Origin of the sequence: Micromonospora costi, from assembly GCF_003626655.1 — a bacterium.
GTDB classification, from domain to species: domain Bacteria; phylum Actinomycetota; class Actinomycetes; order Mycobacteriales; family Micromonosporaceae; genus Micromonospora; species Micromonospora costi.
In genome coordinates, this window is record NZ_RBAN01000003.1 from 609,263 (window position 1) to 635,718 (window position 26,456).

At 69.3% G+C, this 26,456-nt stretch carries 21 protein-coding genes and 3 tRNA genes; 3 read left to right on the forward strand and 21 right to left on the reverse strand.

The window, feature by feature from the left end; genetic code table 11:
- Positions 1-83 precede the first annotated feature (83 nt).
- From D7193_RS19430 to D7193_RS19520, 20 genes are all read right to left on the reverse strand, one after another.
- The gene (locus D7193_RS19430; RefSeq protein ID WP_120780922.1) at positions 84-3,971 is read right to left on the reverse strand and encodes a DNA-directed RNA polymerase subunit beta'; all 3,888 of its coding nucleotides are present in this window, start codon (positions 3,969-3,971) and stop codon (positions 84-86) included.
- A gap of 90 nt (positions 3,972-4,061) precedes the next feature.
- Positions 4,062-7,493 (reverse strand): DNA-directed RNA polymerase subunit beta, encoded by a 3,432-nt coding sequence (gene rpoB / locus D7193_RS19435; RefSeq protein WP_120780923.1) that lies wholly within the window; start codon positions 7,491-7,493, stop codon positions 4,062-4,064.
- A 574-nt stretch (positions 7,494-8,067) separates the two neighbouring features.
- Complete coding sequence (gene rplL / locus D7193_RS19440; protein WP_120780924.1) at positions 8,068-8,457, reverse strand: 50S ribosomal protein L7/L12; 390 nt, start codon at positions 8,455-8,457, stop codon at positions 8,068-8,070.
- A 58-nt stretch (positions 8,458-8,515) separates the two neighbouring features.
- The gene (gene rplJ, locus D7193_RS19445) at positions 8,516-9,061 is read right to left on the reverse strand and encodes a 50S ribosomal protein L10 (protein WP_120780925.1); all 546 of its coding nucleotides are present in this window, start codon (positions 9,059-9,061) and stop codon (positions 8,516-8,518) included.
- 308 nt (positions 9,062-9,369) lie between these two features.
- Positions 9,370-10,059 (reverse strand): hypothetical protein, encoded by a 690-nt coding sequence (locus D7193_RS19450; protein ID WP_120780926.1) that lies wholly within the window; start codon positions 10,057-10,059, stop codon positions 9,370-9,372.
- The gene (locus tag D7193_RS19455) at positions 10,056-10,952 is read right to left on the reverse strand and encodes an ABC transporter ATP-binding protein (RefSeq protein ID WP_120780927.1); all 897 of its coding nucleotides are present in this window, start codon (positions 10,950-10,952) and stop codon (positions 10,056-10,058) included. Before D7193_RS19455 ends, D7193_RS19450 begins: the two co-directional genes overlap by 4 nt.
- Positions 10,953-11,027: 75 nt before the next feature.
- Complete coding sequence (gene rplA, locus D7193_RS19460) at positions 11,028-11,744, reverse strand: 50S ribosomal protein L1 (protein ID WP_120780928.1); 717 nt, start codon at positions 11,742-11,744, stop codon at positions 11,028-11,030.
- A gap of 83 nt (positions 11,745-11,827) precedes the next feature.
- Entirely contained in the window at positions 11,828-12,259 is a 432-nt protein-coding gene (rplK, locus tag D7193_RS19465; protein ID WP_120780929.1) for a 50S ribosomal protein L11, read from the reverse strand.
- 184 nt (positions 12,260-12,443) lie between these two features.
- Positions 12,444-13,166 carry a transcription termination/antitermination protein NusG gene (gene nusG / locus D7193_RS19470; RefSeq protein WP_120780930.1) on the reverse strand — a complete coding sequence of 241 codons (723 nt, stop codon included), beginning with the start codon at positions 13,164-13,166 and terminating at the stop codon, positions 12,444-12,446.
- Positions 13,167-13,204: 38 nt separating this feature from the next.
- The gene (gene secE, locus D7193_RS19475) at positions 13,205-13,594 is read right to left on the reverse strand and encodes a preprotein translocase subunit SecE (protein ID WP_120780931.1); all 390 of its coding nucleotides are present in this window, start codon (positions 13,592-13,594) and stop codon (positions 13,205-13,207) included.
- Between the two features lie 211 nt (positions 13,595-13,805).
- Positions 13,806-13,878, reverse strand: a tRNA-Trp gene (locus D7193_RS19480).
- A gap of 129 nt (positions 13,879-14,007) precedes the next feature.
- Complete coding sequence (locus D7193_RS19485; protein ID WP_120780932.1) at positions 14,008-14,400, reverse strand: MaoC family dehydratase; 393 nt, start codon at positions 14,398-14,400, stop codon at positions 14,008-14,010.
- A 1-nt stretch (position 14,401) separates the two neighbouring features.
- On the reverse strand, positions 14,402-14,848 hold the full coding sequence (locus tag D7193_RS19490) for a MaoC family dehydratase N-terminal domain-containing protein (RefSeq protein ID WP_120780933.1): 447 nt from the start codon (positions 14,846-14,848) through the stop codon (positions 14,402-14,404).
- 126 nt (positions 14,849-14,974) lie between these two features.
- Positions 14,975-15,142: a 50S ribosomal protein L33 gene (gene rpmG / locus D7193_RS19495; RefSeq protein WP_007073056.1), complete on the reverse strand. Its 168-nt coding sequence runs from the start codon at positions 15,140-15,142 to the stop codon at positions 14,975-14,977.
- Between the two features lie 133 nt (positions 15,143-15,275).
- A tRNA-Met gene (locus D7193_RS19500) sits at positions 15,276-15,348 on the reverse strand.
- A gap of 21 nt (positions 15,349-15,369) precedes the next feature.
- A tRNA-Thr gene (locus D7193_RS19505) sits at positions 15,370-15,442 on the reverse strand.
- A 94-nt stretch (positions 15,443-15,536) separates the two neighbouring features.
- Positions 15,537-18,083 carry a putative bifunctional diguanylate cyclase/phosphodiesterase gene (locus D7193_RS19510; protein WP_120780934.1) on the reverse strand — a complete coding sequence of 849 codons (2,547 nt, stop codon included), beginning with the start codon at positions 18,081-18,083 and terminating at the stop codon, positions 15,537-15,539.
- 102 nt (positions 18,084-18,185) lie between these two features.
- Positions 18,186-18,341, reverse strand: a complete 156-nt coding sequence (locus D7193_RS33490) for a hypothetical protein (protein ID WP_158674823.1) — start codon at positions 18,339-18,341, stop codon at positions 18,186-18,188.
- Positions 18,342-18,827: 486 nt separating this feature from the next.
- A complete protein-coding gene (locus tag D7193_RS19515; protein ID WP_147434422.1) occupies positions 18,828-20,822 on the reverse strand; it encodes an FG-GAP repeat domain-containing protein in 1,995 nt (664 codons plus the stop codon).
- A 127-nt stretch (positions 20,823-20,949) separates the two neighbouring features.
- Positions 20,950-21,765: an RNA polymerase sigma-70 factor gene (locus D7193_RS19520; RefSeq protein WP_241563255.1), complete on the reverse strand. Its 816-nt coding sequence runs from the start codon at positions 21,763-21,765 to the stop codon at positions 20,950-20,952.
- Positions 21,766-22,068: 303 nt separating this feature from the next.
- On the opposite strand from D7193_RS19520, the gene D7193_RS19525 reads away from it, so the two are divergent.
- Together D7193_RS19525 and D7193_RS19530 are read left to right on the forward strand one after the other, a co-directional pair.
- Positions 22,069-22,554: a carboxymuconolactone decarboxylase family protein gene (locus D7193_RS19525; RefSeq protein ID WP_120780937.1), complete on the forward strand. Its 486-nt coding sequence runs from the start codon at positions 22,069-22,071 to the stop codon at positions 22,552-22,554.
- Between the two features lie 235 nt (positions 22,555-22,789).
- Entirely contained in the window at positions 22,790-23,467 is a 678-nt protein-coding gene (locus tag D7193_RS19530; RefSeq protein WP_120780938.1) for a DUF1028 domain-containing protein, read from the forward strand.
- 236 nt (positions 23,468-23,703) lie between these two features.
- Here D7193_RS19530 and D7193_RS19535 read toward each other — a convergent pair whose 3' ends face one another.
- Positions 23,704-25,809, reverse strand: a complete 2,106-nt coding sequence (locus D7193_RS19535; protein WP_120780939.1) for an ATP-dependent nuclease — start codon at positions 25,807-25,809, stop codon at positions 23,704-23,706.
- Positions 25,810-25,907: 98 nt separating this feature from the next.
- On the opposite strand from D7193_RS19535, the gene D7193_RS34895 reads away from it, so the two are divergent.
- Positions 25,908-26,228 (forward strand): hypothetical protein, encoded by a 321-nt coding sequence (locus D7193_RS34895; RefSeq protein ID WP_158674824.1) that lies wholly within the window; start codon positions 25,908-25,910, stop codon positions 26,226-26,228.
- Positions 26,229-26,456 lie beyond the last annotated feature (228 nt).

Below are 26,456 nucleotides of genomic sequence, written 5' to 3' on the forward strand. Positions count from 1 at the left end.
ATGCCCAACGGGTGCGCCGCGCGTACGGGTCCGGACGCGACGAGGCCCCCGGCGGATGCCGGGGGCCTCGTCGTTCGTGCTGCTTAGCGGTACGACCCGAAGTCGAAGTCGTCCAGCGGCACAGCCTGCCCGCTGGCCGGCCCGAAGCCGTAGTCGGTCTCCGGGTAGCCGGTCATCGAGTAGACCTTGGCCTTCGCCTCCTCGGTCGGCTCGACCCGGACGTTGCGGTACTTGCTGATGCCCGTACCGGCCGGGATGAGCTTACCGATGATCACGTTCTCCTTGAGGCCGATCAGCGAGTCGCTGCGGGCGTGGATCGCCGCGTCCGTCAGCACCCGGGTGGTCTCCTGGAAGGAGGCCGCCGACAGCCAGGAGTCCGTGGCCAGCGACGCCTTGGTGATACCCATCAGCACCGGGCGACCCGCGGCGGGCTCGCCGCCCTCGGAGACGAGCCGGCGGTTCTCCGACTCGAACAGCGCCCGGTCGACCAGCACACCCGGCAGGAACTCGGTCGAGCCGGAGTCGATGACCGTCACCCGCTTGAGCATCTGGCGGATGATGATCTCGATGTGCTTGTCGTGGATGAGCACACCCTGCGACCGGTAGACCTCCTGGACCTCCTGGGTCAGGTGGACCTGGACCGCCCGCGGGCCGAGGATGCGGAGCAGCTCGTGCGGGTCGATGGTGCCCTCGGTGAGCTTCTCACCGACCTCGACGTGCTGACCGTCCTGCGTCCGCAGCCGGACCCGCTTGGAGATCTTGTCGTAGACGATCTCGTCGCTGCCGTCGTCCGGCACCACGATGATCTTCCGCGACCGCTCGCCGTCCTCGATCCGGACCCGGCCGGGGGTGTCGGCGATGGGCGCCTTACCCTTCGGGACCCGGGCCTCGAAGATCTCCTGGACACGGGGCAGACCCTGGGTGATGTCCTCACCCGCGACACCACCGGTGTGGAAGGTACGCATCGTCAGCTGCGTACCCGGCTCACCGATCGACTGGGCGGCGATGATGCCGACCGCCTCGCCGACGTCCACGGTCTTGCCGGTCGGCAGCGAGCGGCCGTAGCACGCACCGCAGACGCCCAGCTTCGACTCGCAGGTGAGCACGCTGCGCACCCGCACCGTCTCCACCCCGGCCGCCACGATCGCGTCGACCAGGATCGAGTTGATGTCCTGACCCCGGTGGGCCACCACGGTGCCGTCCGGCCCCTTGATGTCGTCGGCCAGGGTCCGGGCGTGCACGCTGGTCTCGGCGTGCTCGTGCACGACCAGCTTGCCGTCGAGCCGCTGACCGATCTGCATCGGGATGGCCCGGTCGGTGCCGCAGTCCTCCTCGCGGATGATCACGTCCTGCGAGACGTCCACCAGACGACGGGTCAGGTAACCCGAGTCGGCGGTCCGCAGCGCGGTGTCGGCGAGACCCTTACGGGCACCGTGCGTGGAGATGAAGTACTCCAGCACGGACAGACCCTCCCGGTAGCTGGCCTTGATCGGCCGCGGGATGATCTCACCCTTCGGGTTGGCCACCAGACCACGGATCGCCGCGATCTGCCGGAGCTGGAGCAGGTTACCGCGGGCACCCGAGTTGATCATCTTCCACAGCGGGTTCTCCTGCGGCAGCGCGGTGTCCATCTCCTTGGCGACCTCGTTGGTCGCCTTGGTCCAGATCTCGATGAGCTCGCCGCGGCGCTCCTCGGCGGTCATCAGACCACGCTGGTACTGCTTGTCGATCCGGTCGGCTTCCTTCTCGTACCGCTCCAGGATCTCCGCCTTGCGCGGCGGAGCGATGACGTCCTCCATGCCGATCGTCACGCCGGACCAGGTGGCCCAGTGGAAACCGGCCTCCTTGAGCCCGTCGAGGGTGGCGGCCAGCGCCACCTTCGGGAAGCGCTCGGCGAGGTCGTTGACGATCGCGGAGAGCTGGCCCTTGCGGATCTCGTAGTTCACGAAGCGGTAGCCCGGGGGCAGCGTCTCGTTGAACAGGACCCGGCCGAGCGTGGTCTCCACGGTCACGGTCTCGCCCTCGGACCAGCCCTCGGGCGCGACCCACGGCTCGGCGCCGGCGCCGTTGTCGACACCGACGATGCCGCGCAGCCGGATCTTCACCGGAGCCTGCAGGTGCAGCTCGCCGTTGTCGTACGCCATCCGCGCCTCGGCGTCCGAGCTGAACGCCCGACCGGCGCCCTTCTCGTCCGGGGTGAGGTGCGTGAGGTGGTAGAGGCCGATCACCATGTCCTGGGTGGGCATGGTGACGGGCTTGCCGTCGGCCGGCTTGAGGATGTTGTTCGAGGACAGCATCAGGATCCGCGCCTCGGCCTGCGCCTCGGCGGACAGCGGCACGTGCACCGCCATCTGGTCACCGTCGAAGTCCGCGTTGAACGCGGTGCAGACCAGCGGGTGGATCTGGATGGCCTTGCCCTCGACCAGCTGCGGCTCGAACGCCTGGATGCCCAGCCGGTGCAGGGTCGGCGCCCGGTTGAGCAGCACCGGGTGCTCGCCGATGACCTCTTCCAGCACGTCCCACACGACCGGCCGCTGCCGCTCGACCATCCGCTTGGCGGACTTGATGTTCTGCGCGTGGTTGAGGTCGACCAGCCGCTTCATGACGAACGGCTTGAACAGCTCCAGAGCCATCTGCTTGGGCAGGCCGCACTGGTGCAGCTTGAGCTTCGGGCCGACCACGATGACCGAACGGCCGGAGTAGTCGACGCGCTTGCCCAGCAGGTTCTGCCGGAAGCGACCCTGCTTGCCCTTGAGCATGTCGGACAGCGACTTCAGCGGACGGTTACCCGGGCCGGTGACCGGCCGGCCGCGGCGGCCGTTGTCGAACAGCGCGTCGACGGCCTCCTGCAGCATCCGCTTCTCGTTGTTGACGATGATCTCGGGCGCGCCGAGGTCGATCAGCCGCTTGAGGCGGTTGTTCCGGTTGATCACCCGGCGGTACAGGTCGTTCAGGTCGGAGGTCGCGAAGCGGCCACCGTCCAGCTGCACCATCGGACGCAGGTCCGGCGGGATGACCGGCACGCAGTCGAGCACCATGCCGAGCGGCGAGTTGCGGGTGTTCTGGAACGCCGCCACGACCTTCAGCCGCTTGAGCGCCCGGATCTTCCGCTGGCCCTTGCCGGTGCGGATGGTCTCGCGCAGGCTCTCCGCCTCGGCGTCGAGGTCCATGTTCTGGACCAGCGCCTTGATGGCCTCGGCGCCCATGGCACCGGTGAAGTACTCGCCGAACCGGTCGCGCAGCTCGCGGTAGAGCAGCTCGTCGGTGACCAGCTGCTTCGGCTCGAGCTTGCGGAAGGTGTCGAGCACCTCGTCCAGGCGGTCGATCTCGCGCTGGGCCCGGTCGCGGATCTGGCGCATCTCGCGCTCTCCGCCCTCCTTGACCTTGCGCCGGACGTCCGCCTTGGCACCCTCGGCCTCCAGCTCGGCCAGGTCGGCCTCGAGCTTGGCGGCCCGCTTCTCGATCTCCGAGTCGCGGCTGTTCTCGGCCTGCCGCTTCTCGGCCAGGATCTCGTTCTCGATCGTCGAGAGGTCACGGTGACGCGACTCCGCGTCCACGCTCGTCACGACGTACGAGGCGAAGTAGATGATCTTCTCGAGGTCCTTGGGGGCGAGGTCCAGCAGGTAGCCCAGCCGGCTTGGCACGCCCTTGAAGTACCAGATGTGGGTCACCGGAGCGGCCAGCTCGATGTGACCCATCCGCTCACGGCGGACCTTGGAACGGGTCACCTCGACGCCGCAGCGCTCGCAGATGATGCCCTTGAACCGGACGCGCTTGTACTTACCGCAGTAGCACTCCCAGTCCCGCTGCGGACCGAAGATCTTCTCGCAGAAGAGCCCGTCCTTCTCCGGCTTGAGGGTGCGGTAGTTGATCGTCTCCGGCTTCTTCACCTCGCCGTGCGACCACTGACGGATGTCGTCGGCGGTCGCCAGGCCAATCCGCAACTCGTCGAAAAAGTTGACGTCGAGCACGTTATATATCCCTCACACGTCGCTTTGTTGCGCCAGCAGCTCATCGGGGTCGGGCCCCGGGGGCGGTCGCCCGCCCCCGGAGGCTCGACGTCAGACTTCCTCGACCGAGCTCGGCTCGCGCCGGGACAGGTCGATGCCCAGCTCCTCGGCTGCCCGGAACACCTCGTCGTCGGTCTCGCGCATCTCCAGGGCCACGCCGTCGCTGGAGAGCACCTCGACGTTGAGGCACAGCGACTGCAGCTCCTTGAGCAGCACCTTGAACGACTCCGGGATGCCCGGCTCCGGGATGTTCTCGCCCTTGACGATGGCCTCGTAGACCTTCACCCGGCCGAGAACGTCGTCGGACTTGATCGTCAGCAGCTCCTGCAGGGCGTACGCGGCGCCGTACGCCTGCATCGCCCAGCACTCCATCTCACCGAAGCGCTGACCACCGAACTGCGCCTTACCACCCAGCGGCTGCTGCGTGATCATCGAGTACGGACCGGTCGACCGAGCGTGGATCTTGTCGTCGACCAGGTGGTTGAGCTTCAGGATGTAGATGTAGCCGACCGCGATCGCGTCCGGCAGCGGCTCGCCGGAGCGGCCGTCGAAGAGGCGCGCCTTGCCGGAGCGCCCGATCAGCTGGTTGCCGTCCCGGTTGGGCAGGGTCGACGCGAGCAGACCGGCAATCTCCTCCTCACGGGCGCCGTCGAAGACCGGGGTGGCCACGTTCGTGTCCCCCTCGGACTCGTCAGCCCCGATCGCCTTGAGCTGCCGCTTCCACTCCTCGTCCTCGCCCTCGACCTTCCAGCCGGTCTTGGCCACCCAGCCGAGGTGCGTCTCCAGCACCTGGCCGATGTTCATCCGGCTCGGCACACCGAGCGGGTTGAGCACGATGTCGACCGGCGTGCCGTCCTCGAGGAACGGCATGTCCTCGATCGGGAGGATCTTGGAGATGACGCCCTTGTTGCCGTGACGGCCGGCGAGCTTGTCACCGTCCTGGATCTTCCGCTTCTGGGCCACGTAGACCCGGACCAGCTCGTTGACACCCGGGGGCAGCTCGTCGCCGTCCTCACGGGAGAAGGTACGCACGCCGATGACCGTGCCGGTCTCGCCGTGCGGCACCTTCAGCGAGGTGTCCCGGACCTCACGCGCCTTCTCACCGAAGATCGCGCGGAGCAGCCGCTCCTCCGGGGTCAGCTCGGTCTCACCCTTCGGGGTGACCTTGCCGACCAGGATGTCGCCGGGGACGACCTCGGCGCCGATCCGGATGATGCCGCGCTCGTCGAGGTCGGCGAGCATCTCCTCGCTGACGTTCGGGATGTCGCGGGTGATCTCCTCCGGGCCGAGCTTGGTGTCCCGGGCGTCGACCTCGTGCTCCTCGATGTGGATCGAGGTGAGCACGTCCTGCTGCACGAGGCGCTGCGACAGGATGATCGCGTCCTCGTAGTTGTGCCCCTCCCAGGTCATGAACGCCACGAGCAGGTTGCGCCCGAGCGCCATCTCGCCCTCGTCGGTGCACGGACCGTCGGCGATGACCTGGCCGGCCTCGACGCGGTCGCCCTCGAAGACCACCGGCTTCTGGTTGACGCAGGAGCCGGCGTTGGAGCGGCGGAACTTGTGCAGCAGGTACGTCCGGCGGTGGCCGTCGTCCTGGTGGACGGTGATGTAGTCCGCGCACAGGTCCTCGATGACACCGCCGACCTCGGCGACCACGACGTCACCGGCGTCGACCGCGGCCCGGTACTCCATGCCGGTGCCGACCAGCGGCGACTCGGCCTTGACCAGCGGCACCGCCTGGCGCTGCATGTTCGCGCCCATGAGCGCCCGGTTGGCGTCGTCGTGCTCGAGGAACGGGATCATCGCGGTCGCGACCGAGGTCATCTGCCGCGGCGACACGTCCATGTAGTCCACGGCCGCCGGCGGGACGTCCTCGGTCTCGCCGCCCTTACGGCGGACCAGGACGCGGTCCTCGGCGAACGAGCCGTCCGCCTTCAGCGGCGCGTTGGCCTGCGCCTTGACGTAGCGGTCCTCCTCGTCCGCGGTCAGGTAGTCGATCTGGTCGGTGACCCGACCGTCGACGACCTTCCGGTACGGCGTCTCGATGAAGCCGAACGGGTTGACCCGGGCGAAGGTGGACAGCGCGCCGATCAGACCGATGTTCGGGCCTTCCGGCGTCTCGATCGGGCACATCCGGCCGTAGTGGGACGGGTGCACGTCACGGACCTCGAAGCCGGCCCGCTCCCGGGACAGACCACCCGGGCCGAGCGCGCTCAGCCGGCGCCGGTGGGTCAGGCCCGCCAGCGGGTTGGTCTGGTCCATGAACTGGGACAGCTGCGACGTGCCGAAGAACTCCTTGATCGCCGCCACGACCGGGCGGATGTTGATCAGGGTCTGCGGCGTGATCGCCTCGACGTCCTGGGTGGTCATCCGCTCGCGGACGACCCGCTCCATGCGGGAGAGGCCGACCCGGACCTGGTTCTGGATCAGCTCGCCCACGGTGCGCAGGCGCCGGTTGCCGAAGTGGTCGATGTCGTCGGCCTCGTAGCCCTCCTCACCGGCGTGCAGCCGGCAGAGGTACTCCACGGTCGCGACGATGTCGTCCTCGGTCAGCGTGCCGGTGGTGATCGGCACCTCGATCTCGAGCTTCTTGTTGAACTTGTAGCGCCCGACCTTGGCCAGGTCGTACCGCTTCGGGTTGAAGAAGAGGTTGTCGAGCAGCGTCTGGGCGTTCTCGCGCGTCGGCGGCTCACCCGGGCGCAGCTTGCGGTAGATGTCGAGCAGGGCCTCGTCCTGGCCGGCGATGTGGTCCTTCTCGAGGGTGGTCATCATCAGCTCGGACCAGCCGAAGCGCTCACGGATCTGCTCGTTGGACCATCCGATGGCCTTGAGCAGGACCGTGACGGCCTGCCGGCGCTTGCGGTCGATGCGAACGCCGACCGTGTCGCGCTTGTCGATGTCGAACTCCAGCCAGGCACCCCGGCTCGGGATCACCTTGACGCTGGAGAGGTCGCGGTCGGAGGTCTTGTCCGGCTGCTTGTCGAAGTACACGCCCGGGGACCGGACGAGCTGGCTCACCACGACACGCTCGGTGCCGTTGATGATGAAGGTGCCCTTCGGCGTCATCATCGGGAAGTCACCCATGAACACCGTCTGGCTCTTGATCTCGCCGGTGGTGTTGTTGGTGAACTCCGCGGTCACGAACAGCGGGGCGCAGTAGGTCAGGTCCTTCTCCTTGCACTCCTCGATCGAGGCCTTGACCTCGTCGAAGCGCGGGGACGAGAAGGAGAGCGACATGGTGCCGGAGAAGTCCTCAATGGGACTGATCTCGTCGAGGATCTCCGCGAGACCCGAGCGTGCGTGCGGGTCGTCCGCCGACCGGCCCTGCCAAGCCTCGTTGCCGACGAGCCAGTCGAAGGACTCGTTCTGGATGGCGAGGAGGTTGGGGACCTCGAGGTGTTCGGTGATCCTGCCGAAAGAAACTCGGCGGGGAGCGAAAGCGCTCGACGTACGACTGGTCTTCGCAGGGCGGGAAGCTGCCAAGATGCGTCCTTCCGAGGACCGGTGCTGCAGAACGGCTGGTACGCGTGCACTCCAATGACCCCACCAGAAATATCCGTAAACGGACATTTCCGAGCAGGGGTCAAGTCGGAAGGCAGCGCAAACTAGCAGTGTAGCCGAGAGGCTAACCGCTGTCCAGCCCACCCCGGCAGGTCGTCGCGGAACGTGCCTCGGGACCCTGGAAACCGGGTCAACCGGGCCGCTCGGAACGCAACGTTCCCGCCGGGCCGCTCGGGTGCGGCGGCGATGGTGCTGCCGCTGCCATTACCCGTCTGGTGGCCGTCGCAAGCGCGGAAGGTCTTGCTGGTGTCAGCGTGCCTGGCTGCCCGGGGCCGCGTCAAGGGCCGGTCACCGGGTCGCCGTGTCTTTCCCGCCCTAGCGGGACACGGACCGACCGGCATCGAGCCGCCAGGTACCCACGGACGCCCTGCTCACGCGCGCTGCCGCCGGGTCCGCCAACACGACGGGCGGCGATCCGGTGTCGGATCGCCGCCCGCCGCGACGCGGTGTGTGCCCCGGCTCACGCGAGCCGGACACGCGCAGGTGGTGCCTCAGGTCACTTGAGGGTGACCTTGGCGCCCTCGCCCTCGAGCTTGGCCTTGGCCTTGTCGGCGGTCTCCTTGTTGACCTTCTCCAGGACCGGCTTCGGCGCGCCCTCGACCAGGTCCTTGGCCTCCTTGAGGCCCAGGCCGGTCAGCTCACGCACGACCTTGATGACCTGGATCTTCTTGCCACCGTCGGCGTCGAGGATGACGTCGAACTCGTCCTTCTCCGGCTCGGCCTCGGCAGCGGCGCCGCCGCCGGCCGGGGCACCCGCGGCCACGGCGACCGGGGCGGCCGCGGTGACGTCGAAGGTCTCCTCGAACTGCTTCACGAACTCGGAGAGCTCGATCAGCGTCATCTCCTTGAACGCGTCGAGCAGCTCGTCAGTGCTGAGCTTCGCCATGTCTGGCGTCCTTTCCAATTTGATCTACGTAAGACTGAACGGGAAGCGCCGGGAGGCCTCAGGCCGCCTCGGCGCCCTCCTTCTCGCGCTTGTCCGCCAGGGCGGCCGCCAGACGCGCGGTCTGGGCGAGCGGAGCCTGGAACAGGGCGGCGGCCTTGCTCAGGCTGCCCTTCATGGCGCCGGCCATCTTGGCCAGCAGCACCTCGCGGGACTCCAGGTCGGCGAGCTTCGTGACCTCGGCCGCGGAAATGGCCTTGCCCTCGAAGACGCCGCCCTTGATGACGAGCTTCGGGTTGGCCTTCGCGAAGTCGCGAAGCCCCTTCGCCGCCTCGACGACGTCGCCCGAAACGAAAGTCAGCGCGGTAGGACCGGAGAACAGCTCGTCGAGGCCGGAGATGCCCGCGTCCGACGCCGCACGCTTGGCCAGCGTGTTCTTGGCGACGGTGTAGCTGGTCTCCTTGCCGAGCGAGCGCCGCAGCTGGGTGAGCTGGGAAACCGTCAGACCGCGGTACTCGGTCAGCACCGTGGCGCCCGCGTTGCGGAAGCTCTCGGTCAGCTCGGCGACGGCCGTGGCCTTGTCGGCCCGGATCGGCTTGTCCGCCATGTCCCTCCTCTCTCGTTGCTCGAGGCTGGTCGCCGTCGACAGCGGGCGCTGCGACGGCGGCTAGGAAGCGCGAACAACGAGAAAAGCCCCGGCGCAGGGCGCACGGGGCGAGGGCCGGCATCGCGGGGCACGGTCGGCGGACCATGCTGCGCTGCCGATTTTCGCTTGCCGCCCTGCGCGGGTCGCCCGTCGTCGCGGGACCTTCGACCGTGCCGGGGCACGGTGACCAGCGGTCTCTGGGTGGAACTTCGCGACAAGAGTACGTGACACGCGACGTGAGCAGCAAATCGCCCCCCGCGTGGGCCGGCTCACGCCCGTGACCGGCGCCGCCAGACGTAGCCGGCGAGCGCGACACCGCTCCACGCCAGCGCCCACAGTGTGAGCAGCGTCACGGTGAGTGCCGCGGCGTCCCCGGCCGCGGTCCGCGCCGTCGGCATGATCGGCGGTGCCAGCCAGGGCGCCACCGACCCGCTCAGGCCGAGCACCACCGCGCCGACCGCACCGAGGGCGAGCACGGCCACGCCGTACCCGGCGCTGCCCGTGCAGGCCCGGCTGGCCAGCGCCCCGAGCAGCACCGCCGGGGGTACGGCGAGCAGGTGCGCCCACAGCCCCAGGGCGAGCCCGACCGCGATCGACCGGTCACCGGGCTCGACCGGGCCGGTGACACCGCCGACGAGCCAGGGGAAGATCATGGCGACGGCGACCGTGCCGAGGGCCGCCACGACGGCGGCGACCAGACCGGCCGCCCGTTCCCGCCGGGCCCCGACCACCACCTGGGCGAGCCGGCGCTGCCCGTCCGGCTCCACGTCCAGCAGCAGCTTCGTCTGCCAGGCGAGCACCGGGAAGAGCACGACGGCCGAGACGCCGTACGCCTCCGCCGGCTGGGCCCGGCCCCCGCCGTAGAGGATGCCGAGCGCGACGAGGCCGGCGAGCACCGGCGCCAGCGCCCGTCCGGTCCGCAGGAAGCCGGCCAGCCGCAGCCGGACCAGGGCGGTCACCGGCGCACCCCGGCGGACGGGTCGACAGCGCTCGGCTGGTCGACGAGCAGGGACGTGTCGAGCGGTCGCCCGTCGCCCGCGGCCGCCGGAGCCGCCGCGTCCGCGCCCGGGCCGGCAGGATCGGCCGCCACGTCTCCGGTCGGGCCCGCGGGATCCGCGGCGCTGCCGAGGCGTACGCCCAGGACCCGGTGGCCCTCGGCGCGCAGCCGGGCGACGACGCCCGCGACCCGCGCGGCGGGCACCGCTACCTCGACCACCGCGACCTCCTCCGTGGCGGGCGGGCCCTCCTCGGTCACCGTGCCGTCGGCCACCGCCCAGCGGCGCGCCCCCGGCAGCCGGACCGTCTCCCCGCGGTGATCGCTGACCAGCACCGATCCCCCGTCGCCGAGGACCTCGTCGATCAGCTCGGGGACCAGCTCGCGGGCGGTGGCGTCCAGCCCCTCCCACGGCTCGTCGAGCACCAGCAGGCCGGGCCGGCGGAGCATGGCCTGGGCCAGGCCGACCTTCTGGGCCGTGCCCTTCGACAGCTCCGGCAGCCGCACCCGCCGGAAGCGGGTGAGGCCGAGACGCTCGACCCACACGCCCACGGCCCGGTCGGCCTCCGGCGCCGTGAGCCCGGCCATCCGGCCCATCGCGCCGAGGTAGTGCTCCACGGTGAACGGTTGGTCGGCCGGGAAGCGCTCGGGGACCCACCCGACCCGCGCCGGCCGGTCGGCGACCCGCCCGCGGGCCGGCCTGAGCACCCCGGCGGCCACCTGGAGCAGGGTCGACTTACCGACCCCGTTGCGGCCCAACACGACCGCCGCCTCGCCCGCCCCGATCCGTACGTCCACACCCTGCAGCACCCACGGCCCCCGCCGGTGGTACCGCAGCCAGACGTTCTCCAGCCGCATGCGACGAGCCTGCCACACGCGAAACGCGAACGGGCGCCGCCACGGTGGTGGCGGCGCCCGTTCGGCGGTCGGAGGTCAGCTCTCGGCCGAGCCCTCCTGGAGGTTCTTCACCACGTTCGGGTCGACCGGGACGCCCGGGCCCATGGTGGTGGTGAGGGTGACCTTCTTGAGGTACTTGCCCTTGGCCGCGGACGGCTTGGCCCGCAGGATCTCGTCCAGCGCCGCCGCGTAGTTGTCGATCAGCTGGGTCTCGGTGAACGAGGCCTTGCCGATGATCAGGTGCAGGTTCGAGTGCTTGTCCACCCGGAAGGTGATCTTGCCGCCCTTGATGTCCTGCACCGCCTTGGCGACGTCCATGGTCACCGTGCCGGTCTTCGGGTTCGGCATGAGACCGCGCGGGCCCAGGATCCGCGCGATCCGGCCGATCTTGGCCATCTGGTCCGGCGTGGCGATCGCCGCGTCGAAGTCGAGCCAGCCCTCCTGGATCCGGGCGACCAGCTCGTCGGTGCCCACCTCGTCCGCGCCCGCCGCGGTGGCCTCCTCGGCCTTCGCGCCGGCGGCGAAGACGATCACGCGGGCGGTCTTACCGGTGCCGTGCGGCAGGTTGACCGTGCCGCGGACCATCTGGTCCGCCTTGCGGGGGTCGACGCCGAGGCGCATCGCGACCTCGACCGTGGCGTCGAACTTGACGGCGGTGGTCTCCTTGGCCAGCTTCACGGCCTCGGCGGGGGTGTAGAGCTTGGACCGGTCGATGACCTCGGCGGCCTTGCGGTAGCTCTTGCTGCGCTGCATGTTCTGGTTACTCCTGTGGTCTCTGGCGGGCCGCGACGTCCGCGCGCCCTCCCACGATCCGTACGGGTCGGTGCGGGCCGGGATCAGTCGCTGACGGTGATGCCCATGGAGCGGGCGGTGCCGGCGATGATCTTCTCGGCCTGGTCGATGTCGTTGGCGTTGAGGTCGGCCATCTTCCGCTCGGCGATCTCACGCAGCTGGGCGCGGGAGACCGAGCCGACCTTCTGGCTCTGCGGGACGCCCGAGCCCTTCTGCACGCCGGCGGCCTTGATCAGCAGCCGGGCGGCGGGCGGGGTCTTCAGCACGAAGGTGAAGGACCGGTCCTCGTACACGCTGATCTCGGCGGGGACGATGTCGCCCCGCTGCGACTCGGTCTGCGCGTTGTAGGACTTGCAGAACTCCATGATGTTCACGCCGTGCTGGCCGAGCGCGGGGCCGACCGGCGGCGCCGGGGTGGCCTGGCCCGCCGGCAGCTGAAGCGTGAACGTCTTGACGAGCTTCTTCTTCGGAGGCATGTCTCTTCCTGGGGCTTGAAACTGGGATTGGTGCTCACCGACACCACCTGCGGGCGCGCACGGTCAGCACGGCGCGAGGCAGCGACGTTCAAGAGTAGCGCAGACCGCCCGCCGCCCGGCCGGCGAGGTCGGGCGGGAACGGCTGCGCCGGCGGCGGGACGAACCCACCGCCGGCGGCCGCGAGTCAGATCTTGGCGACCTGGTTGAAGTTCAGCTCGACCGGCGTCTCCCGGCCGAAGATCGACACCAGCACCTTGAGCTTCTGCTGGTCGGCGTTGATCTCGCTGATCGTCGCCGGCAGCGAGGCGAAGGCGCCGTCGGTCACCGTGACCGAGTCACCGACCTCGAAGTCGAGGACCTTGACCTCGGGCTTCGCCTTCTTCTGCTCGGTCTCGACGGCCGGGGCGAGCCACTTGAGGACCTCGTCCAGGGAGAGCGGCGCCGGCCGGTCGGCCCGGTCGGTCGCGCCCACGAACCCGGTGACCCCCGGCGTGTTGCGGACGCAGGAGTAGGACTCCGCGGTCAGCTCCATGCGGACCAGGATGTAGCCCGGGAAGACCTTGGCCTGGACCTGGGACCGCTTGCCGTTCTTGACCTCGACCTCTTCCCGGGTCGGCACCTCGACCTGGTAGATGTAGTCCTCCATGTCGAGGCTGGTGATCCGGGTCTCGAGGTTGGTCTTGACCTTGTTCTCGTAACCGGCGTACGAGTGCACCACGTACCAGTCGCCCGGCGCGTAGCGCAGCTTCTGGCGCAGCTCGGCGACCGGGTCGTACTCCTCGTCCGAGGCGGGCTCGGTGGTCGCGAATTCCGGCTCGCTGGCGGCCTCGACCGACTCGTCGTTCGCCGCCGTCGCCACCGTGGACTGCTCGTCCATGGGCTCGGCGGTCTCGTCGTACTCAGGCACGCTCGCTCACTTCCGTCACTATCGGCTGGTACAGCCGGTCAGCTGGGGTTGCCGAAGACCCACAGCACGCCCTTGGCGAAGCCGTAGTCCAGGACAGCCACGATCGTCAGCATCACCGCGACGAAGGTGATAACGACGGCCGTGTAGGTCAGCAACTCCTTGCGGGTCGGCCAGATGACCTTACGCAGTTCGGCCACGACCTCGCGGAAGAACCGGGCGATGCGGCCGAACAGGCCCACGCGGTCGGTCTCCGTCCGGGTCTTCGGCTTGTCGGCCGACTCGGCCCGGGCGCGGGACCGCGTCGCGGTGCCGCCGCGGGAAACCGGCTCGTCCGCGCCGGTGGCGTCGTCGTCGGCAACGTCGTCGACGACCTCGTCGTTCAGACGCTCGTCGCCGGCGTCCTCGCCGCGCCGCTTGTTGTCGGCCACTTCGCCCTCCGTCGCGGAATCTCGGGTTCGCACGCCGGGCGGCGTGCGCGGCGCTGGTCACGCCGGCCGGACCAACCGTCCCGCGACGGGCCGCGGCCGGCGGATCGACCGGTGGCCCGATGCCTCCGAGCCACCCCGCCGATGCCACCACCACGGGCCGGACGCCGCCGTCTCGGCGGCGCGACCCACGGGAACGGTCAGGCCTGAGGCGCAGGGGTGACAGGACTTGAACCTGCAGCCTGCGGTTTTGGAGACCGCTGCTCTGCCAATTGAGCTACACCCCTGTGCGGCAACGCTCGCCCCACCTGACCACGGACGGCCGGGCAGGGGTCACTTGCCCCACGGCGGACCAGTGTACGGGTAGGCACCCGACTTTCCCAACCGGTCTACCCACCGCGCGTCCCAGCCGCTGGTCAGCGAGCCGTCCGGACGGTCGCCCGGGCCTGCGAGAGCACCTTCTCCCCCAGGCAGGTCGCCGTGACGTCGAGCCGCGTGAGCCCGTCCTCGGTGACCTCGCGTACCACCGCCGTCACCTCGATCTCGGTGCCCTGGTCGTCGTCGGGCACCACGACCGGCCGCGTGAACCGGACGCCGAAGTCGACGACCGCGTCCGGCGCGCCGGCCCACTCCGTCACCGCCCGGCCCACCAGGGCCATCGTGAACATGCCGTGGGCGATCACCCCGGGCAGGCCGACCTTCGTGGCGATGCGGTCGCTCCAGTGGATCGGGTTGAAGTCACCCGAGGCGCCGGCGTAGCGGACCAGGTCCGCGCGGGTCACCCGGAACGTCCTGGCTGGCAGCTCCATGTCAGGCCTCCCCACGTACGACGAGCTTGGACCAGACCGCGACCACCGGCTCGCCGGCGGCGGTGGTGACGTCGGTGCGGGTGGTCAGGAAGCCGTGCCCGCCGCGGTTCGTGATCTCCTCGATGGTGTTGACGCAGACCAGCTCGTCGCCGGCCACCACCGGCCGGGTGTACGCGAACCGCTGGTCGCCGTGCACCACGCGGCTGTAGTCGACGCCGAGGTCCGGGTCCTCGACGACCTGCCGCCAGGCGGCCATGGTCACCACGAAGGGGAAGGTCGGCGGGGCCACCACGTCCCGGTGACCGAGGGCGCGGGCCGCCTCCGGGTCGTGGTGGGCGGGGTCGGTGGCGCCGATGGCGGTGGCGAACTCGCGGATCTTCTCTCGCCCCACCTCGTAGGGGGCGGTCGGCGGGTAGCTCCGGCCGACGTAGGACGGGTCCAGGGACATGCCCGCGAACCTACACGGAAAGCACGATCGCCGACCTGGGCGGTCGGCGGCGGCGGATGCCGCGCCGGACCGCCAGATCGGCGATCGAATGGAGCTTCGAGGTGGCCGGGGTGAGCCGGCCGCAGGTCAGCGGGTCTCGCGGTGGACCGTGTGCCGACCGTCCCGGGGGCAGAACTTCTTCAGCTCGATGCGGTCCGGGTCGTTACGACGGTTCTTGCGCGTGATGTAGTTGCGCTCCTTGCACTCCACACACGCCAAAGTGATCTTCGGCCGGACATCGGTCGCCTTCGCCACGGCGGAGTGCCTTCCTCGCTAACGGGTTACAACTACGGCGCATCAGCGTACGCGCTGATGGCGCGGACATGCAAAGTGGGCGCCTACGGCGCCCATCCCACCGACCGCCGGGAACGCGCCCGGAGGACGAGAGTAGCGGTGGCCGGACTTGAACCGGCGACACAGCGATTATGAGCCGCTTGCTCTGCCATCTGAGCTACACCGCCGTGTGGGTCCAGCGACCCTAGAGCCCCCTTACGGAATCGAACCGTAGACCTTCTCCTTACCATGGAGACGCTCTGCCGACTGAGCTAAGGGGGCCTGCGCGATCTTCCCCGTGGGGCGCGCAGAGGTAAGAGTACACGGCGCCGAGCCGCAGGTGAAATCGGATCCCCCGCAGAGGAATCTGCGCAGGTCAGGGCACGACACGCAGGCGGGGCAACTCCGCTGCGGAGATCGTCTCCGGGTCCACCTGGGCACCGAACCAGGCCTCCAGCCGCTCGTACGGCAGCGGCCGGCTGAACAGGAAGCCCTGCCCGATCTCGCAGCCGATGTCCTGCAGCAGTTCGAGCGTCAGCTCGCTCTCCACCCCCTCGGCCACCACGGCCAGGCCGAACTGCTGAGAGAGGGTGACGACCGCGTTGACGATCGCCAGGTCACCCGGGTCGGTCGCCATGCCCTGCACGAACGACCGGTCGACCTTGACCTCGTGGACCGGGAGCCGGCGCAGGTGGGCCAGCGACGAGTCGCCGGTGCCGAAGTCGTCCACCGACAGCCGTACGCCGAGGTCGCGCAGCCGGCGCAGGGTGGGGATCGGCCGATCGGTGCCGTCGAGCACGCCCGCCTCGGTGATCTCCAGCGTGAGCCGCTGCGGCGGCACCTCGAACTCGGACAGCAGGTCCTGGACCCGGTCCGGGAAGTGCTGGTCGGTGAGCGTACGCGGCGAGAGGTTGACCGCCACGGAGAGCGGCTGGTCCGCCTGGGCCCAGTCCCGGCTGCGCCGCAGCCCCTCGCGGAGCACGATCTCGGTGAGCCGGTCGAGCTGGCCGGTGTGCTCGGCCACCGCGACGAAGTCCTCCGGCGCGACCGTGCCGTGCGTGGGGTGCTCCCAGCGGGCCAGGCACTCGACGCCCACCAGGCGCCGGTCCCGGAGGGTGACCTTGGGCTGGAAGTAGACGGTCAGCTCGCCGTCGTCCAGCGCCCGGCGCAGGTCGCCGGCGAGACCCAGCCGGCGCAGCGACCGGGACTCCAGGCCGGGGTTGAACAGCTGCACGCTGCCCGGGACGGACTTCGCCGCCGTGGCGGCCAGGTCGACCCGCTGCAGCAGCGTCGCCGCGTCGCTCCCGTGATCCGGGTGTACGGCGACGCCGACCGCGGTGTCCACGTCCAGCGTGAGCGTGTCGAAGATCATCTCGTCGCGGATCTGCTCGCGCAGCTGGGCCGCGAGGTCCAGGGCCGCCTCCGCGCTCTCCAGCCGCATCGTGACCAGGAACTCGTCGCCACCTGCCCGGCCCACCAGGGCCGAGGAGGGCGCCGAGGCACGCAGCCGGTCGGCCACCTCGACGAGGACCTTGTCGCCGGCGGCGTGCCCCAGCGACTCGTTGACCTGGCGCAGCCCGTCGACGTCGAAGAGGAGCAGCGCCACCACCTCGCCCGGCGCGCGGATCTTGACCGACTCGTCGAGGGCGCTGGTGATACGCCGGCGGTTGGGCAGCTTGGTGAGCGCGTCGTGGTACGCGTCGTGCCGCAGGCGGTCGACGAGCCGCGAGTTCTCCAGCGCGACCGCGGCGTGCGCCGCCACCGTCTCGAAGATCGGAATGTCGGCGGGCGTGAAGTGGCCGACGTCGCTGAGCCGGTTCGTCACCTCGAGCGTGCCGATCACGGCCTGGCCGGAGCGGAGCGGGACGGCGATGACGTCCTTGACCCCGGTGGCCCGCAGGGACGCGCGCAGATCCTCGTCGCCGCCGAGCCGGACACCGAGCGCGAGGCTGCGCTCCTGCCTGCGGGCCTCCTCGCGGACGACGTCCGGCGTGGGGGCGACGTCGAGGAGACCGGTGTCGTCGACCCGGGCGGTCAGCATCACCTCGGGGTGACGGCCGTGCGCGGGCAGCGAGAGGGTCGCGTACTCGGCCTGCATGAGCGCCCGGATTCGGACCAGCAGGACGTCGACCAGATTGCCGCTCTGCCCCTCCGCGGTCATCGCCTTGGCCAGCTCGTACATGTCGCCGAGGGTGCGGTGCTGGCGGAAGAACTGGGCGTACGACCGGTAGACCATGGCGACCGCGCCGGCCAGCGCGGCGATGAGCACCACCGACCACCACGTGGTCTCCAGCGCGATGAGCACGACGAGACCGATGACCACGTTGATCGTGGAGGCCGGCAGCGTGGAGGGCGAGTTGCGGAGCACCCCGGCGCCCGCCTGCCAGCCGTGCATGACACCGATCACCGCCGCCACCCCGAAGAGGGTGGTCAGCGTGAAGGCGCTGACGGACGCGAAGAGGATGCCCCAGGTGCCCGGACCGACACCCTGGATCGGCGGTAGCGCGAGCAGCACCAAGCCGGCGAGGGAGGCGGCGGCGGACGCGTTCGCCACGTTGAACGCGAGCTTGGCGATGCCGAAGCGGTAACGCAGGTGCGTGATCAGCGTGGCCAGTGTGTAGGCCACCACCACCATCAGCGGCGGCAGCAGGTAGAAGGCGAGGACGAGGGGAATCTCGGTGAGCCGTACGCCGAACGACTGCCGGCCGATGACGAAGTTGAGCATCGGCAGCCCGGCGACCACCATGACCGCGAGCAGGAGGGCGGTGAGGCCCCACTCGCCGAGCGGATCCGGCGTGACGAGACCGATGATCGTGGAGAACACGACGGCGACCAGGGCCAGCGGCCCGGTGATCAGCCACGCGTGCTCGGCCGGCCGCCGAGGGGACGCCGCTCCTGCCGAGGACGACCGACGGTCGGTCATGTCACTCCTCATCGGTTACGGGCAGAGGACAGCGCTGGCGCCCGCAGGCAGCATGTCTCCCGTTCGTACGCCACCCGTGACGACGCACGGGTGGCGTCAGAACTATCGGGCGACGGGGGTCGTCCAGACGTAGTCCCCTGCCGTCCAGACGTAATCGAGGGTGTGGAACCCGCCCAGCACCGCCGTACCGAAGCCTGCGGCCAGCGCGGCCAGCACGAGCATCACGCCGGCCCGTCGGGCCAGCCTTCGACCGGACATGTTTGCTCCTGTCGGGGAAGTGTCACAGGGATGGTGGTGGTTCCACGATCGTGCCACACCCTTGAGGACGCAGAAAAGCCGTGACGACGGTCCCGGGCCGGCCGTCGGCGAGGTCACGCCGTTCGGGCAGCCCCGCCAGCCCGAGCCGCGCCAGATCAGCGCACTGACCGGGACATCGGACCGCTTCACCTGACGCCTGATACGACCTTCAGCACATTTCGCCTCGTCGGTTCGGATGGCCCCCGATCCCACGCCGCTTGATCACTCTCTGTCACCTGGCTCGCCGGGCCGACCGATGCGCCACGAGTGGAACATCGACCACCATACCTGCCCGCTGCGACAGTGCTACCGGCCCATCAGGGGCTGATCGGTCATACCCGGTGGGACCACCGCCGATCGGACGGGTCGGACCGGGCCGTACCTCGATCGGCGTCAGGCGCGACGCGGCCGGCGTGCCCGGGGGCGCGCCGGCCGCGGTCGCGTCGATCAGACCTGCGGGATGACCAGCAGTCCCCGCAGATAGTCGGCGAGGATCACGTCCGGGCGGCCGTCGCCCGTGACGTCCCCGGCCGCCATGGCCCGGTGATCCCGACTGCCAGGGGCCGGAATGTCGGTGAACCGGTCGATGCCGAACCAGCCCTCGGACCGCTGCCGCATCAGGCTGATGGTCTCCCACCCGGCGTGCAGGGTCATGGCGTCCCGCCGCCCGTCACCGTCGAAGTCGTGCAGCAGGATCTGCGACGGGATGTCGTACATCGGGTAGACCATCGGCGCGGCGAACCCCCCGCCGGGGGTCTGCGCGTAGAACGACATGCGCGAGGTCGGCCGGTTGCCGCCGGAGGTCACGGCGATGTCGTCGCGGCCGTCACCCGTGGCGTCGCCGACGGCCACGGCGTTCACGTCGACGTACCCGTCGCCGGCCAGGTCCGCGCGCCAGCCTGGCTGGTACCCGCCGGCGTCGGTCTGCGCGTACACCGCGACGCTCCACGGGCCCTCCCGGCTGATCACGTCCGGGCGTCCGTCGCCGGTCACCTCACCGACCTCGATCTGCTTGCTGACCACCGCCGCGACCGGCGTCGCCGGGCCGAACGACCGGTCCGCCCGACCGTGAACCACGGCGATGCCGGAGAGACCGGCGACCACCAGGTCCGCCCGGGAGTCACCGTCCATGTCGGCCAACCGCACGTCGCCGGTACGGGAGTCCCCGCCACCGGCAACCGCGACCGGCACCGCGGGCGTGAGCGTGCCCGCGTCGGAGAAGAGGACGTCGACGCCGCCGCGGGTGGTGACCGCGACGTCGGTCCCGCCATCACCGTCGACGTCCCCCGTGGCGATCCGCATGGTGGCCGCCGGTGCGCCGTTGGTGCTCAGCAGACGCGGCTCGGCGAGGCTGCCGTCGGGCTGCTGGGCGAAGACCCACAGCTTGAAGTCCGTCTCCGGGGCGCCGCTGGCGAACACCTGGGTAGTCATCAGCGCATCCGCTCGCCCGTCCCCGGTCACGTCGGCGACCGCGGTCGCGGTCGGCCACGATTCGAGCCCCACCTGATGCACCTGGAGCCCGCCGAACGAGGCCGGCTCGGCCACCCGGGGCACCACCGTCTGCGTCACCGGCGCGGAGCCGCTGGAGCCCAGGCCGAGACCGGCGTCCCCGGAGTAGTCGCCGCTGACCCGGCCGGCTTCGGCCGCCCACTGGCGCTCCGCCAACCCCTCGGAGACCGACCGGTTGCCGATCCGGACACCGTCCCGGTAGAAGGTGACGTCACCGCCGATGCGCACCCCCGTCGTCTCGGTGGTCACCCGGGCGGTGAGGAGCGCCCACTGCCCGGTCTCGGTGGTCGACGGGCTGATCCGCAGGGCGACGCTCGTCGGCTTGCCGGTGAGTACCGGCACCGGCCGGGACAGGCTGCTGGAGTCGCCGCCCGTGGCCCGGATCCAGTACGTGTAGCCCGTGGCGTTCGTGACCGTCGGGTCGACGAAGGACAGGGCGGTCGTGGTGCCGACCACCTGCTCGCCGGAGCCGTCCCGCGCACCCCGTCGGATCTCGTACGCCGTGGCACCCGGAACGGCGGCCCACCCGAGCTCGACCCGGTCGGGGTACGCGGTGTGCCACAGGTCGACGGGCGGCGCCAGGCTGGCCGGGAGCACCGCCACGGTGGAGTTGCCGGACACCTTGCTGCCGCTGCGGCTGCGCACCACGTACCGGTAGCTGGTCCCGACACCGACCGTGTCGTCCCGCCATTCGAGCTGGTTGGTGGTGCCCACCAGCGCGTACGCCCCGCTCGCGCCGGTGGCCCGCAGCACCTCGTACGTGACGGTCGCGCCCGCCGTCTGCCAGCTCACCCGCGCCTGGCCGGTGCCCACCCACTCGGCGCCGACGCCGGTCGGCGGCCGCAGCGGTCCCGCCAGCGCCGGCCCGCCGGTCACCAGGACCAGCAGCACCGCCGGAAGGAGGAGGGACAGGAGTCGTCGTATCGAAGTCATCGCGCTCCCCGTGTTGTCGGTGGCGCACCGGGTTCCGCCCGGGGCGGAGGACGGAGCGCCGCTTCCACGCGGTCCAGCGCCACGGGCGGGGAAGCTGTTACGGATCACCGCCCCTCGATGGCCCACCTCAGCGGCGAAGCGCGACCTCCCGCTCCATGTGCGACAGCTTCTCCGGGTTGCGCACGGCGTAGAGCCCCGTGATGAGCCCGTCGTCGACGCGTACCGCCACGACGGTGTCGATCTCGCCGTCCTGCCGCAGGATCAGCGCCGGGTGGCCGTTGACGTGCGTGGGCCACAACGACGCCGTGTCGGGAACCCGGCCCAGCCCGACGACCAGCAGGCGGGCCACCTTGTCGGCCCCCACGATGGGCCGCAGCACGGCCTGCTTGATCCCGCCGCCGTCGCCGAGCAGGACGACGTCCGGCGCGAGGATGTCGAGCAGGCTCTGCAGGTCACCCGTCTCGGCCGCGCGCTGGAACGCGTCGAGCGCCGAGCGGGTCTCGGCCGCGGACACCACCCCGCGCGGACGACGCGCCGCGACGTGCGCCCGCGCCCGGTGAGCGATCTGCCGGACCGCGGCCGGGCTCTTGTCGACGGCCTCGGCGATCTCGTCGTACCCGACGTCGAACACATCGCGCAGCACGAACACCGCCCGCTCGACCGGCGCCAGCGTCTCCAGCACCAGCAGCATCGCCATCGAGACGCTGTCGGCCAGTTCGACGTCCTCCGCCACGTCGGGCGCCGTGAGCAGCGGCTCGGGAAGCCAGGAGCCGACGTACGACTCGCGCCGGCGGCCCAGCGTCCGCAGCCGGGTCAGTGCCTGGCGGGTGGTGATCCGGACCAGGTACGCCCGCTGGTCACGCACCGTGCCGAGGTCGACGCCCACCCACCGCAGCCAGGTCTCCTGCAGGACGTCCTCCGCGTCGGCCGCCGAGCCGAGCATCTCGTACGCCACCGTGAACAGCAGGTTGCGGTGCGCGAGGAACGCCTCGGTGGCCGGGTCCGGGCGCTCGTCGCCACGCCGCCCGCTGTCGCGGTCGTCGGCTGCGGTCCGCGTCGTACCGGTCATCGCTGGCTCCTCTTCCCTCTCCGAGTGTCACCCACCAGATGCCGGGCCCCGCCGGCGTGTGACACCCCGGAGGCGGACGACCGCTGTGGGCCCCGTCACGCACCGCCCCCTGTCACAGGGATCGGGGCGGCGGCATCTCGTGTTCGTCCACTGCAACACCACGAGTGAGGACGGATCATGGACGCTCGGTTCAACCTGTTCGCCAACGAGATCGCCGTCAAGTTCGCCAAGCGGTTCGCCAACGCCGGCCTGGTGGTCCAGCAGTCCCCGCTGCCGAAGTCCACTCAGGAACTGGTGTCGCTGCGCGCCAGCCAGATCAACGGCTGCGGGTGGTGCATCGACATGCACACCAAGGACGCCGCTGCCGCCGGCGAGAGCGCGGTCCGGCTCAACCTGGTCGCCGCCTGGCGCGAGTCGACCGTGTTCACCGAGGCCGAGCAGGCCGCGCTGGCGCTCGCCGAGGAGGGCACCCGCCTCGCCGACGCCCACCAGGGCGTGTCCGACGAGACCTGGGCCCAGGTGCGCAAGCACTACGACGACGACCAGATCGCCGCGCTGGTCGCACTGGTCGCCCTCATCAACGCGGCCAACCGGCTCGCCGTGATCATCCACCAGAAGGGCGGCTCGTACGAGCCCGGCGCGTTCGCCGCCGTGTTCGACTGATCCGCAGGTGAATTCGGGCCCGGCCCATCCTGGGGCCGGGCCCGTGCACGCCCGGGCCTTCGCGGCTGGTCGAGTACCCGCGTCCGGTTTCGCCACTGGTGTGCCGCTTGTTCGGGCCGACGGACCTGGACGAGAGCGGCCCCGGAGCGCGCCGCCGGCAGCTCTCGAAGGCGGTGACCCGCTGCCGGCGTACGCGGCGGGGCATGTCGGGTGAGCCTCCGGGTACCTGCCGAGCGTGACCTTCTCGATCGCCGCCCGGTGCCCGCGTACCGGCCAGCTCGGGGTGGCGGCCCTCACGGCCCGCCCGGCGGTCGGCAAGCTCGTCGCACACGTCGAGTACACCGGTGGCGCGGTGGCGACCCAGGCCACCGTCAACCCGTTCCTGGCCGCCGACGGCCTGCCCCTGCTCGCCGAGGGCCGCTCGCCGCAGGACGTCGTTGCCGAGCTGCTGGCCCGGGACCCGGGTAGGGAGGTACGGCAGGTCGGCATGGTCGACCGCCAGGGTCGTGCGCACGCCTTCACCGGCTCCCGTACGCGCGACTGGGCGGGGCACCACATCGGGCCGGGTTACGCCGTGCAGGGCAACCGCCTGATGGGCCCGCAAACCCTCGCCGAGATCGTCCGGGTGTTCGAGGACAGCCGGGAACTCGACCTGGCGGAACGGCTCGTGCTGGCCATCGAGGCCGGCGAGGCGTCCGGCGGAGACCGGCACGGCGCCCGGTCGGCGACCGTGACCGTGATCAGCGACCAGCCGTACCCGCTCTGGGATGTGCGCGTCGACGACGCCGAACATCCGGCCCGGGAGCTACGCCGGCTGCACGGCGTCTTCCGCGAAGAAGTGTTGCCGACCATCCAGCGGATGCCCACCCGCGACGACCCCATGGGCGAATCCGCCCGCCAGGCGCTCGGGTAACGGGTCACCGGTCCGCAGTACGACAAAGGCCCCTGAGCCCGCGTTTACGGAGGTCAAGGCCTGGTCGATCCCTGGTGATGGGTAGAGGATCGAACCTCTGTAGCTATCGCGACGGATTACAGCGAGCACCTTTTCGCGGCCGGATGCGGGCTCTGAGAGGACGTTGGGGAGCCTTGCCCCAGTAGACGCGTTCATGCAGTTCGCCTAGCCCGCAGCAGCGTACTTCTCTAGCTCGGTCACGCCGACTCCGCGGCTCGCTCCACTTGGAGCAGGGCGGCACGCATTTCCGCAGGGATTTCGTCTCGTGCCATCGCCGCCGCAATCCGTTCCGCCGAGACCGTCTTGTACTTGGCTGCCTGAAGTTTAGTGTTTAACATGCTGAGCAGCCTTTTCGGTGGTGCCACCCCAAGCCTCCACTGTGAATCAGTCCACCGCTTCTGGAAATCGGGTTTGAATTTCTCCGTCACAGTAACCCGATGGTTCGTGGCGGATCTTTCGAAGGCAATTTTTTCCTCGAGCATCCGCGAGAAAACAAAGTCCTCAAATGTCGCCGCAGCATCGCTTAAGATCTGCTGCACCTCGACTTCGCTTGCGCCCGATATTCGGGAAATCACGCTTGGCTCAATAAGGTAACTCTCCAGTTCCTTGCGGCGCCAGACATGGGCATGCACTCCTATCGAATGGAATTGGGCTTCGAGTTCCCTAGATACCTCACCTGGTCGGTAATCGCTGTCCAATAGGACGTAACACTCGACCGCACCATTTAGAAAGTCGGAAAGAATCCATTTGAGTGAAGCGAGGTGCTCGCTATTCGAGTATCCTTCGAGTGGAACTACACTGATACCTTCTTGCTTGGCAAGACGGTTCGCATTTAGCGCCTGGCTGAGTCGCCGAAGGATCTGCATGTCCTTGCCCTCGACCATCAGCAGAACCTTCGACCGCATGGCCTTGGCGATCTTTAGGTTGAAACTGCTTCCTAACGTGCCCGTCAACTTGTCAAGGAGGGCCTCATTCTTAATTGAGATCCCCCGTTTCCGACTCTTATCAATCCATATCATGCTTGCTCGCGGATACTCCGCTACGATCTCTGCGCTATGCGTGGCAACGATGGTCTGACTCTCCGTTGACTCAAGAAGCTGAACCAGCCGCCGCTGCAAATCGGCATGCAGATAAACATCGGGCTCGTCCAGAATCACGGTGCCATATCCACGGAGGCGGTGAAGATGGTAGAGGATTTGCAGCCAAACCTGAATTCCGTCGCCCGCCCAGATGACTTCCTTGGGGACGCGGCCACCGGCCTCTTGAAGGAAGAGGTCGATCGAGTACTCGCCTTCCGCTGACTCGTAGGTTTCTAGCTCTCTGATCATGACGCCAGGCAGCCAAGAAGTAACGAACTCCTTAAACTCCTCCATCCCGTTTGCCCGTTCGAGCTGAACAAGCTGGTTCCTGAAATGTCGGCTACTGAGACGCGTTGAGACGTTTCTTCTAACGTACTCCTCGCTCAGCACCGTTTCGGTCTGCTCAAGCGGCGAGAGGACCGGGACGATGCCAAGTCTAGGAAATTCGAGACGCGCGTCCACCACATCTCTAGGCTGTTGCTTATTATCTTTCTGGAGGAAGAAGTATCCTTCAGGTTCTACCCCCGGCTCAATTGCATCAACCTCAGGCCAAAAGGCGAACAGCCTGTTTCCGTTCTGCCACGTCAGCTCAAGGCTTGCTTCGGCGGTAGTGAATTCGTGGCGCAGACTATGTGCCAGGCTCTGGAACTCGGACAGCGGTACCGCATAACACTGGTAGCCGGCATTTTCGTACACTACGCGGTCGAGTGGTCGACGGGCGTGTGCGATCCGTAGGAGCACGTCGACCAGCCTGAAAGCGGTAAGGACCGTGCTCTTGCCCGCATTGTTTGGTCCCACTAGGCATGCACTCCCGGAGAACTCCACAGTGAAGTCGCGGAATGACCTGTAGTTCTTCAGCCGCAGACGCTTGATCATCGCTGGTCCTCCTGGAGTGAGCCGGCGCCGCGACTCCGTATAGATCTCGGCATATGGACCCGATACCATAGCCGCATACCTGCTGCTGAGGGCATCGCCGATTCGGTCAATCAGTCCAATGTCGTGGGCGTCTCTGCAGTTGGCGTAGTCCCTTCGCAGGACCGTCAGGCTCTGCCCAAGCCGCCCCGCAGCCTCGGTCGCCGGAACGCCAGCGTTTAGCCACAGCGAGGCGGCGTGCTGTAAGTCGTACGGTCGCCGGGCCGGCGGCGAGGCCACCTGGCCTCGCCTGAGCACAGTCGCCTTCAGCGACCACCCGCAGGCCGGCATCATTCGCAGCCTGTCCGGCATAGGGGCACTTTCAGCGGCGGAGTTCATCGTCGGGGCAGGGGCCTGTCGACCGTCCTCAGCCCTGATCACCTGGCCGCCTACACGGGGGTCTGGCGCCGGTGGCCCGCGACTCCGGCAAGCGCGTCGCCAACCTACGCCGGCCGCAGCGCTACAACCGATGGCTGCGCCACGTGTTCTACATGTCCTCCCTGAGCACACTGCGGATGAACCGCCCGAACCGTCGCTCGGCCATGGTCCTCGGCGTTTGGCAGCTCCGGCACGGCAACGATCATGACGACCGGCCCCTCATCGCCCGCGTCGGACTGGGAGGTGGTAATCCGTACCCGATCCGGCGCCCAGCTCTGCGGCGGCGGAGCGGAGGTCGGCGGTGCGTTCTGCATTCCACGCCTCGACAATCATCGTTGCCTGGTGGCGGGTAAAGGATTCGAACCTCTGTAGCTTTCGCGACGGATTTACAGTTTGGTCCGTACTCAAGGTTGTCGATGAAAGTTCGGCCAGGTCAGGGCCGCTTTTCTCTTCCGCTCGTCGGCCCGGACTCCCCCGCGTGCCCGTTGCGTGCCCCTTGTTGTTGATCTCCGCTGCGGCGTGCCCGATCAAGGCGGCCCGCGAGCGGGCCGCGCCGGCTCGGCCTCGGCCTGCTGGCGGCG